This is a genomic window from uncultured Tateyamaria sp., from assembly GCF_947496075.1.
In the GTDB taxonomy this organism is placed as follows: Bacteria; Pseudomonadota; Alphaproteobacteria; order Rhodobacterales; family Rhodobacteraceae; genus Tateyamaria.
In genome coordinates this window covers 936105-946702 of sequence record NZ_CANMBJ010000004.1, presented here as the reverse complement: position 1 = coordinate 946702, position 10598 = coordinate 936105, and the positions used below count along the sequence as shown (strand labels likewise).

Here is a 10598-nt window from a genome sequence, read left to right as displayed (position 1 = left end):
ACGCCGGTGGCGTCGTCGACCCCGTTGGCGATGGGGGCGGTGGGGGTTACGACGAGGGAGAAGGTCTCGAGGATCTCATTGATGGTGTCGCCGATGATATCGACGGCGACGGAGGCGACGGTTTGGCCTGGGGCGAAGGTGACGGAGCCTGAGGTGGCCACATAGTCTTCGCCAGCCAGTGCGGTGCCGTCGGCGGTGCTGTAGTTGAGCGTGATGCTCTGGTCGAAGGGTTGGGAGAGGCGGATCTCGAACACGGCCTGCTGGCCGCCGGTATCGGTCTCGAAGACCAGCGGGTCGGAGACAAAGAGGGCCAGGTTCTGGCCGCCATCGCTGTCGAGGATCACACCCGTCGCCGTCAGCACCGGTTCACCGCCCGACAGGATGGCGTTGACCGGATCGCTGAGTTCCAGGGTGAAGTTCTCGTCGAACTCGTCCAGGTCGTTGCCGTTGATGCTGTAGGCGATCTCGGCCTGGGTGCTGCCCGCGGGGATGGTCAGGGTAAAGGTGTCTTCGGCCGAGGTGCCGCTCACATCGCCGCGCCCCACCAGGGCCGTGCCGTCCTGCACCGCCCGGTACTGCACCGTGATGTCCGACAGCGACGCCTCCGACAACCGCACCTCAAACACAATCGTGCTGGTCCCTTCGATGACGACAGACGGCAAAACAAGTATCTCTGGCAGCATATTTTTTCCAAATATCAATATGTGATGGTTATAGTATTCTTCAAAATTCGGTGGCTTGCAGGATAAGGCAAAACCATCTCTTCACTTTTTGAAATAAAATGAGAGTTGTAAAGTGTTTTAACTTTACCGGCTTTCTATCTTGGGACAGTGTTACCGGAAAAATAGAATATTTCGTGTGAGATTCTTGCTTTACTCCTATCGTTTTCCTTAGATCGCTCTCCGACGAATGCGTGTATTGGTTGAATCTTTCGAGACGTTGGCTTTTAAATAAAGACCAATAGAATAGGTAATTATGAGCTTATTGGGTCAAAGCTAGGTGTTGGCTGCGCGGATGGTATTCTATCACGGATTGAGCGAGATGGGCGCCCGAGAACATCTTTGTTCAATAGGTAAATGCATTGGTTAATCGCGGACTGTATGCTTTCACATTTTTGTTCCGTGCACAAATTATATGCAACTTCTCGCGCACTATCGGCTCATTGAGGCTGGCATCAGACCGATAAGAGTTCTCTTGCTCTGCGGCCATTCGCATCACATTAGCTCAAACGGTTGCAGCTTCGACGGGCCACAGCGCAGCATCATCAAACCAACTTCAATGTCGAGAAGACGCGCTGCAGCGTCAGTCAGATTGACGGACGTCTCCTTTGGGCCGGGAGTTCTGCTTACCGTTGAGCGGCGGCCTCTACTCTCCTGTAGCGGCAAGCGCCCAGTCATGCTGTCCAGCGCGCGATCTTGTGCCGGATCGCGTGGAATGTGGGCCATTAGCAAGAGGGGCGTGATCGTCAGCACAGCTTGATGTGCCCCGATCATCACCGTCAGAAAGACGCCACTCAGAACTGGGATGCATAGCTCAAAGCAATTCACGGGCCGGTCAGGACAATCCCGAATACGCCTACGTAAAGCCGATTTGGACGGCCCGCGAGGCAAGGTGTTCCCAATGTGGTGCTGCCTCGGGCAGTCGTGATTCAGCGGCGATGCGTTTGGTTCAGAACAGGCGCAGGACAAACAACGCAGCCAGAGCCAACGCAAAGACCACCTCAAACTGGAAGAGTGCCGTATTGGCCAGTTGCGAGACGTTGTCGAGGCCTTTCAGACAACCGTAGCCGATTAAACCAGCTGACAGCCAATGAACGGTCTTCGTGACGAACCCATGCGGTTGCGCAGTCTGCGTCATGTCGGGTGTCCTTGTGCAGTTATCGGCTTAGGCAGCTGCAGCGGTGTCTTCTTCAGTCGGCTGCGTAATCGCAAGAAATGGGGTAGTCAGAATCGCCGCGCCGATGGCGAAGATGGCCAGCAGGCTGACGGCCGCAAGCCCGAGGCCAGCCATCGCAGCGCCAAAGGCAAAAAGGGCAGCGGCAGATAGGGCGGATTTTGTCTTGGTGATGAGGGCGTTCATGTCAGTCTCCAGTGTCATGCTTATTTCGATGACACTGATATGGAGAGCGGGTTTTACCGGTGCCTGACCAGAACTTTACAAATCTGCAAACTTCAAGACGACCTTCAGGCCAGGGCGATCGTCACCCCCATTTTGTGGCCCCAGCAACAGGTTCGCCCCATGCCGGTCAGCCACGGCGCGGACAAGGGCGAGCCCAAGCCGATACCCTCACTCCGCCGCGATTGATCCAATCGTTCCATTGGTTTGATGATCTCGTCATAATACTCTGGATCAACGCCAGCAGCATCGTCGGCCACACCCACAGCTTCGCCATTAGCAATCAGGGTGATCTCATTCCCACCATGAACAAGCGCGTTCTGGATCAGGTTTGCGAGCGCCTGCACCAGCATCTGCTTGTCCGCCTGAACGCGGCCCGAGTCTGATGCTGCGACCATCAGTTCCTTGCCCTCATCTTCGACAACCGGACCAGATATCTCTTCCAACTCTGCGACAAGCTCACCCAATTGCACCGTCTCAAACCCGTCCTGCCCTTGAGCGGCCTCAATCCGGGCCACGCGCATTATAGCGTCAAAGATCTCGGACAAACGTTGTGCTTCCTCCAGCGCATCCTCGCGCTCTTTTTCCTCCGGCAGCATCTCCAACCGCGACCGCAGGCGGGCCAGAGGAGTGCGCAAATCATGGGCCAGACTGGCGCTGAGGTTGCGGGTTTGAGCCACGAGGCTCTCTAACTCTCCGGCAGCGCGGTCCAATTGACGTGCGATATCGTCGAGATCATCGCGGGACCGGGTATTCCCAGTGCGGGCTGAAAGATCACCAGCCGCAAGGCGGGTGAGCGCCCCATCAATCCGAGCCAATCGACGCTGCACGAGCGCGCCCGCAAAGAGTCCAATCGTCAAACTGATCGCAATGACCAGCGCCGTCGTAGTCCACAGAATGCCGGCCAGCACTTCCTCGCTGTCTTCAAGCGGCACGGCCATCATCACGCGTGTGCCTGTTGGACAGGACTGGCAGTGGCAATGAAACCGCTGCATATATGCTCGCTGACGATCGCCTAACTGTCATGTTTTGCTCGTTCTCTGGCCCGCCGCAAATCATGCGACTGTATGGAAATGGCACCTCGATGGGTTGGCACAGCGCGGAATTTGAGGGGCTGATTTCACAATACTACGGTGGCACTACACCTTTTGGTACAAGACAGATCATGAAGTTGAGATTTGATCTCGTACAAACATCTTGTGGCTACGGTGTGCCTCTATTTGACTACAAGGGAGAGCGTACCGCGATAGAAAACTGGCACGGCAACAAGGGACCAGATGGTATCCAGTAATACTGGGAAGAGAACAACCTTAGTAGTATGGGCGGCCTACCCACGGGTCTTGAGCTTAACAAAGACTAGGAATCAAAACGGCTGTTTTGTCCGGCGTTTTGTGAGTTCGCAAACCTTGAGATGTTGCGCTTGCGGCGAATGTCCGGAAAACGGGCTGCGACAGCAGCATGATGCCTTGGTGACCAAGGTCGGGCTTGGGCTGCTCTCAATGATGTGAGGGTGGATGTAGAGCAAGCCAATCGTTTTCTCGAAGGCTGTATTCGTGATAGCCAACGACAAACCGCGCCCCTGCGGATTGGGTATGAGTAGAGAAAGCGAATTCTTGAGCTTAGTGCTTCGGCAAAAACCAGAAGAGATCGGTCTTCAGCTTGATAAGCATGGTTGGGTTCGTGTTGATGACCTGCCGCGAAAGTTGAAAAAAGCCAACAGAAAGCTCAGCCGCGGTGAACTCTTTCAACTGGTCGAGAGCAGCGACAAAAAGCGTTTCACTCTGTCTGAGGATGGCCTGCGGATCAGGGCTGCTCAAGGTCATTCTATTCATGTAGATTTGGGCTGACCTGATCCCCTGTGAGTCCGCTGTTTTAAGTTCGCTCTGTTCAGGTTTTCCGAAAAAAGAGACAAACTACGTGTCATCTCACACTGATTTCAGTGGTGAGCCGTGCAGGGTTCGAACCTGCGACCCACTGATTAAAAGAAACGTGCTCTATTACACCACATCACATCAACACATCGCATACGGCATATTTTATTGATTTATTTTATATACTTAAAGGAAATCATCTCATCAGATCGCATCGGAACTGTTTTGTTTGCGTCATATTGGTGCTACCTTGGTGATACCAAATTTAATGCGAAGGATATGAAATGGACTGTCAGACTTTGGCCAATCCGACCCAACTGACCACACTAAAGCAAGACGGCAAAACGCTTGCCTGCCGTATCAATCACCCAGCTCTATCAACTGGGCTGACTATGATGCTTGACGCACCCGAACACCTCTTCGCAGATGAGATTGCAAGCTACGATCAAGGCATGGTCCAAACTGATGGCAAACTTGCGAATGATCTTATTGCAGCCCTTACGGGTCACAATGTACTCCCGCTGCGCGCCGCCGAAGACCTCGCGGATAAGTGGGACTTGGCTGCTCTAAAGTTCTCACAGCGTTCGGGTGACCAGTCGATTTCGAATCATGTCGGCTAAGGCAAAAGTCAAACTGACCAAAGAGCGAATTCGACAATTCTCCACTCCGCCGACTGGGGAAGCGACCTTGTGGGACACTGAAGTGCTTGGGTTAGGAGTCCGCTGTCTGCCAAGCGGCGTGAAGTCCTATATCGTCAGCTACCGCAGCGGCTATGGTCGCAGCGGTACGGCGAGGCGCATAACCCTTGGGAAAGTCGAATCTCTGCGCCTAGAAGACGCACGGGAAGCGGCTTTGGAGATCCGCGGAGCAGTGCTCAAAGGTCGCGATCCCGTAGAAGAACGACGGTTGGCGCAACTGGAGGCGAAGAAGCCAAAGTTGACGTTATCGACAGCGCTTGAACGCTACAGCGCTGACCAAGAACGCAGGGGCGTGAAAGACCGAAAGTCTGTATCGTCTTCTCTGAACCTTCACCTTCTAGGCCATGTCGGTGACGTGCCACTGCATGACGTCGATCGCCGCTCAGTCGTAGAAGCTGTGACGCTCTTGGAGACTAAACCGCGACCAGACGGAGGTATTGGGTTCCCAGGGGCTGCCAAAGCACTGCGCAGTAACGCTTCGACGTTCCTGAAATGGTGCGCCGATCAGGGCATGATCAGCGCAAACCCTCTTCAAGGATATCGTGCGGCTCGGAAGACACGCGAACAGCGCCTGCAACAGCCCGGCCGGGAACTCCGCGAAAGTGAGTTGATCGCAATCTGGTCAGCCACAAAGAGCGAGGAAGTGAACCCAGCATTCGGGGCTTTACTGCGCGTGCTGATCTTGACCGGGCAGCGCAAGACTGAGACAGCGCGCATGCGCTGGGAAGACCTGGACTTAGCTGAAGGGCTTTGGCGCATACCAAAAAGCGAGACAAAAAATGGCGTTGCACACGAGGTCCCGCTACCGAAAGCTGTAGTTGATGCAATCCAGTCCGCGCCGCGAGTGGTGGGTGACTGCCCATGGGTCTTCTCGACCAACGGAAAAACGCCAATGTCAGGATGGTCAAAATTGACCGCGAAGCTGCGTGACGCCTTAGGCGCGGTTTTTCCCGATAACAGCGAAATCGAGCATTGGACATTGCACGATTTGCGGCGCACTTTCCGGTCTGGTTTGACCCGCCTGGGCGTAAATCCGGAAGTCGCGGAAATCATGCTGAACCATCGGCCCGAAACTCTGATCGCGGTTTATGACAGGGAACCTAGGTTGGGCGAAAGAAGGGAAGCCGCGGAACGTTGGGCGCTGCACGTCAGCAGCATTCTTGACCCAGATGCTGGCAAAAACGTCGTTCAGATAGGACGCGCCGACAGCGCTGAAGAACCGGCCGTCTAGTGGGCGGCCTGTAAAGCGGCATCCACCGGTCACTTCGGAGGCATGAAGCGAAAGCACTCATCAAGATGAGAGTCATATGAACGAAAACAAAAAGCCTACCGAAGACGTCGCATTTGAGACGGTTCGAAAGATCAGGCGCGCCAACCACGAAAACGAAAAGATCAAGCTCTGGAAGCAGCTGACGAAAGAGCTTGATATAGACGCTGCGCTTGCGGCGAAGTTCACCGTTAGCGGGGATGAAGAGACAAACGTGCAGCTTCGTGAATGGTCACTATTAAGAGACGCTTGTTCGACCATGGTCGACCTTTTCCCAAGGGGGTCAGACGCATGGAAGGTACTAGTGAAGCTGTACATTTCGTTGTTCGAGCGCACCGCCGAAGACTTCGGTGAGAGCGGATTTCTGGACCCGATGCCCAGCGGAAAAAGAGGACAAAGGCCGCCGAGTGTAAGGGTTGTAAGCTCAAAGAGCGAGATTTTGGAGCTGATAGGTTTCCTGCAGGGTCGTTACAGCATTTCTTTCAACTCAGCGGTCGACATGCTGTCCGAACACGGTCTGGCAGTGAGTCCGAAGACAGCAGAAGGATACATCGCTCAACTAAGCCGTTTGGGTGGATTTGGGGGGACAAAGGATGCCGCGCTTAAGCTTGGAGAGCAAGCTAGACTAGTGGCAGTGGACTCTGGTGCCACTGAACTTTCCCCCTTCGCTCTGAAGCAAATCCAGAAATTCGAAGCACTTCTTAAAGATCGCGATCAGCTCGCACATTTGGCTCAACAAGCCCAAATGCGTTCAAAAACAAACCGCTAGCCCCTGCTCCCCTTTTGAATTGGGAAACTCAGAGGAAGACTCAGCGGTTTGTGTCTGCCCATGCTCCGTCTAACTTTAACATGTCGGAGCGCATCACGTGTTCAAACTACAAGAGACAGAAACTTGGCTCGACGTAGCTAGCAGAAGTCAGGGCCAAGCCCCTGTGGTACTGGACTGCTGGGTCAGTCTTGCCGAGTTCCGTCGTTACATCAGTGCGCCCTTCGACGAGTTTTTCGCATTGATTTTGGACCAAACGGCGATGGTGCCCATGGTGTTAGCCGAAGATGGGTCCCTGCGTGCAGGTTACGCTGGCCGGGGACATTATGCGCGCCTGTCGAGGGAAATAGAACGGCTACGAAGCCTCCAATCCAATTCGTACCTTCTCGATGATCCGCGATTGTATCCCGCGTCTGAATTCGCACGACGTTTCGGGTTTCAGTTCGAGGACCTCGTTTTGAGTAGAACCCAAGACCGCTTGCCCGCGCATTTTGTCGCCGATGGATGCGTATTCTTCCCAAGGGACAACGCACTTGCATGGGCGAAGTCGCGCATTGTGCCCATTGAAAACGAGAGGACAGACTAGCATGAAAGCGGACAACCCAGATCGTTTGATGACCTCCCAGCAACTGGCAGAAATCATGGGCGTGAGCCTGATCACACTGTCTAGGTGGCGCTCAGCGGAAAAGGGCCCGCCATTCATCCGACTCGGACCCACAAGTGTGCGATATTCCGTTTCCGCATATCAAAAATGGCTTCAAAGCCAGGCTGGGTAAGCGCAACAGCGGTGTGCGCCCTGGCGCCAAACTCTCGAAAATCTAAAGGGTGATCAATGGCGATGGCCAATACAGTTCCCAAGTCGATCGGGCGGCTGACACTTGACCGATTGCCATCGGGTCCGGTCTGGGACGCAGCCTGTTCCGAGAAGAACTGGCTAATCTGGAAAGAAGAACTGAGACCTGACGGCAAGCTGGCAAAGATCCCTTGGAAGAGTGGCTGCCCCGCTGATCGCAACGTCGCTGCAGACATGAATTTCGACAATATTTTGAAGGCTCTTGAAGTCGCCCAAATGATGTCAGATGGCGATATCTTTGGTGTTGGATATTTTCCCAGGGTTGGGGCTGCGATGCGCGGTTACGATTTTGACAACTGCGTAGAAGATGGAAAGATAGCGAACTGCGTTAAAGAATTGTTCACCAACCCGGAAACCTATGTAGAAATCTCCCCGAGTGGGACAGGTCTTCGCGCATGGGCCGCACCAATTGGCGACGGCCTTGATGACGCAGGCAGTGAGAAAAACGGCTTTGGGCACAGCGGAACCAACGGCAAGTTTTTCACGTTCACCGGCAACCAGATCCAAGGCAGTCCGTCACAGATCAATGCCGCACCATTGATGCGTGCCCGTATTTTTTCCGTCGCGGGATCGTCGAAAAAGCACTCTTCGGCTGCGCAATGGGACGGACCGCTAGAAGAAGTCGATGACGCTCAAGTACGGCGACGAATTAGTAACCTTAAAAACAGTGACGATGATTTTGCTCGCCGGTGGGATGGCGACAAAACCGGCCTTGAAGACCAAAGCCGCTCAGGGCTCGACTTTGCCGTCATTGGCCACCTTGCGCGCGATGGTTTCAACTTTTCTGAGGTCGTGCATGCGCTTTGCCATGCGTATGAGCAACCCAGTGCTGCAGTCTCAGACTGGCAAAACGGAAAAGAACGCCAGATGCGGAGAACGTTCAGTAGATCGTTGCCGCCGCCTAGACCCAGTGCTGAAGAAGAATTCGGCTTTGTAAGCAATCAGCCGGCCAACGCACATCTCGCCCCCGCGGGGATAGCTGAGCGCAAGCGATCAGCCGTTTGTTCGCTGTTTGATAATCCATGGCGGGAACGTGACCTGACATCGATCCCCAAGCCTAGTTTTCTATACAATAGCTTCTTCGCCCGCGGATACGTATCAGTTACCGCAGCGCCGCCTAAAGTCGGAAAATCATTCCTTTCGATCGCCGAAGCGGTCGACATGGCCACCGGTCAGGGGTTTCTGACCGAGGAACCGCAAGAGCCACTGAAGGTCGTCTACTTCAACAAAGAGGACGACCAGGACACATTGAATTCCCGGGTTTCAGCTGTGCTGACCCACTACGACATCGCCCAAAGTGCGATTGCTGGCAGGCTATACATAGTCTCTGGTGTAACGAGCGACTTTCACCTGATTTCCGGGGACAGCACCGTACAAATCAATGAGGATGCTTTCGCCGGGTTGGGTGACTTTGTTACAGCGCAAAAGCCCGATGTCATAGTTCTCGATCCTTTGCAGGACCTTTCCCAAAGTCCGGAAACCAATGAAGTCTTCCGGATGTTGGGCGGTCGATTTCGCCGGTTCGCATCGACGCACAATGTGGCCATCGGACTGGTCCATCATACTCGAAAACCCCAGAGGGGTTTCGACCTAAACATTGACGACATGCGCGGTGGCTCAGCTTTACGAGGCGTCGCAAGGTTCAGCAGAATTCTTGCACCGATGACGGAGAAAGAGGCTGCCCATCTAGGGGTGAGAGATCACCGGTACTTTTTCCGTGTCGCCGATGCAGAAAGCAACCTCGCGCCCCCAACTTCAGAGCACAATGCGTGGTTCAAACGCCAATCTGTACGAACACCCGCCGGATATTCGGTTGCGGCAGTCCAAAGGTGGGCGGCCCCAGACATGAACGTCGATGACACTCCGGAGAACGCGGCCAAGGTTCGGGCCGCGATAGAAGCAGCGCCCAACCTTCTGCGAAAAGACCACAGAGCGGAAGCATGGGTGGGCAAGCTGATTGCCGACCGATTGGGCTGGGACGCTGAAGACGCCCACGATAAATCCCGCGCAAAGCACTTGCAAAAGGTCTGGACCGCGGCAGGATATCTTGCCGAATTTATCGCACGTGAGAACGGCAAAGACGTCCCATTCATTAATGTTGGCCCAGTTGATCCGATGGGCAGCATTCTCTGAGATGTTCCAAAAATCGAAAACCAATCGGGTTTTTGTTAACGGCGCTGCCAAAGATCACCTTGGTAATCCGCACTTATCCGCAGTAAACCGCAGTTCATCCGAAGACAGCGTAACTCCCACTCCCGCACCCCCGCACTGGTAGTGCAGGGGGTATGGGGGAGTGCGGGGGGTATGGCGGCATAACATTCTGCCACCGACCGCACTCCGCAATCCCCCGCAGTCTGCGTCGCGCGCAAACCCCCTGTGAAATCCAACGTTTCTGAACTCAGGTTACGAATGGCCCGACCGCGCAGGCGAAAAGCCCATTAACGAAACCGCCTTGGAGCGCCCAACGACAAGCGTAGATGAAGAATTCGAGTTGCATCGCAGAATATGCCCCATCAATCGAATAGCTGTCTGAGTACGTTCCTTCTGACATTCTGAACACGCCGGACCCGTCATTGAGCCTGCACGACCAATTACGCAAATCGAAAACCTTGCAATCGCGATACTCGGTGACACCAAGCCAGGTCTTCGACAAAACACTGGTTCCCGAGGTCCGGTACTCGGTTACCAAGCCTGGCTGCTTGTCTGGCAGGCCACCAGATCTGTCAGTGACATCGATCAACTTAAAGACGCGCACTGAATCGTTCAAAAACGGGTCGAAGGAAGCGGCGATTGTCCAGAGGATGGCGAAGCAGCAAATGGATAAGGCTAGAAAACGCATTCCTGTCACTACGCCGGATCGGCATGGGTGGACAGACCGGCACAGAGAATAAGTGTTGGACTATCAAGACTCGAAAGTGGCCAGCAATGGCGCTGCATTTGCACAAGTCGGAATGCGCGGAGAGCAGACTTTGTGCAGCTTGCGCGAGTGGCACCTGTGTAGCACTTAGCGCCATTGCCCTACTACCTA

12 protein-coding genes are annotated in these 10598 nt (G+C 54.4%); 6 read left to right on the top strand and 6 right to left on the bottom strand.

Annotation, left to right across the window (positions count from 1 at the left end; translation table 11 throughout):
* From Q1A51_RS17045 to Q1A51_RS17025, 5 genes are all read right to left on the bottom strand, one after another.
* Positions 1-683 (bottom strand): Calx-beta domain-containing protein (locus tag Q1A51_RS17045; protein ID WP_299601045.1); only part of this gene is annotated, 683 nt, incomplete at its 3' end.
* 531 nt (positions 684-1214) lie between these two features.
* Entirely contained in the window at positions 1215-1493 is a 279-nt protein-coding gene (locus Q1A51_RS17040) for a hypothetical protein (protein WP_299601044.1), read from the bottom strand.
* Between the two features lie 175 nt (positions 1494-1668).
* Positions 1669-1857: a hypothetical protein gene (locus Q1A51_RS17035; RefSeq protein ID WP_299601043.1), complete on the bottom strand. Its 189-nt coding sequence runs from the start codon at positions 1855-1857 to the stop codon at positions 1669-1671.
* Between the two features lie 27 nt (positions 1858-1884).
* A complete protein-coding gene (locus Q1A51_RS17030) occupies positions 1885-2097 on the bottom strand; it encodes a hypothetical protein (RefSeq protein WP_299601042.1) in 213 nt (70 codons plus the stop codon).
* An 86-nt stretch (positions 2098-2183) separates the two neighbouring features.
* Complete coding sequence (locus Q1A51_RS17025; RefSeq protein ID WP_299601041.1) at positions 2184-3059, bottom strand: HAMP domain-containing sensor histidine kinase; 876 nt, start codon at positions 3057-3059, stop codon at positions 2184-2186.
* Between the two features lie 53 nt (positions 3060-3112).
* Here Q1A51_RS17025 and Q1A51_RS17020 point away from each other — a divergent pair, with 53 nt between their 5' ends.
* The 6 genes from Q1A51_RS17020 (at position 3113) to Q1A51_RS16995 (ending at position 9703) form a co-directional block, all read left to right on the top strand.
* Positions 3113-3406, top strand: a complete 294-nt coding sequence (locus tag Q1A51_RS17020) for a hypothetical protein (protein ID WP_299671416.1) — start codon at positions 3113-3115, stop codon at positions 3404-3406.
* A gap of 262 nt (positions 3407-3668) precedes the next feature.
* Positions 3669-3962 (top strand): RNA 2'-phosphotransferase, encoded by a 294-nt coding sequence (locus Q1A51_RS17015; RefSeq protein WP_299601038.1) that lies wholly within the window; start codon positions 3669-3671, stop codon positions 3960-3962.
* A gap of 308 nt (positions 3963-4270) precedes the next feature.
* Positions 4271-4606 carry a hypothetical protein gene (locus tag Q1A51_RS17010; RefSeq protein ID WP_299601035.1) on the top strand — a complete coding sequence of 112 codons (336 nt, stop codon included), beginning with the start codon at positions 4271-4273 and terminating at the stop codon, positions 4604-4606.
* Positions 4596-5915, top strand: coding sequence for a site-specific integrase (locus Q1A51_RS17005; RefSeq protein ID WP_299601033.1), 1320 nt, complete (start codon positions 4596-4598; stop codon positions 5913-5915). The genes Q1A51_RS17010 and Q1A51_RS17005 overlap by 11 nt, the downstream gene beginning before the upstream one ends.
* A 76-nt stretch (positions 5916-5991) precedes the next feature.
* Positions 5992-6720 (top strand): hypothetical protein, encoded by a 729-nt coding sequence (locus tag Q1A51_RS17000; RefSeq protein WP_299601031.1) that lies wholly within the window; start codon positions 5992-5994, stop codon positions 6718-6720.
* A gap of 829 nt (positions 6721-7549) precedes the next feature.
* Positions 7550-9703 (top strand): AAA family ATPase, encoded by a 2154-nt coding sequence (locus Q1A51_RS16995; RefSeq protein ID WP_299601029.1) that lies wholly within the window; start codon positions 7550-7552, stop codon positions 9701-9703.
* 265 nt (positions 9704-9968) lie between these two features.
* Here the strand turns inward: Q1A51_RS16995 and Q1A51_RS16990 are convergent, their stop codons facing one another.
* Positions 9969-10409 (bottom strand): hypothetical protein, encoded by a 441-nt coding sequence (locus Q1A51_RS16990; protein WP_299601027.1) that lies wholly within the window; start codon positions 10407-10409, stop codon positions 9969-9971.
* Positions 10410-10598 lie beyond the last annotated feature (189 nt).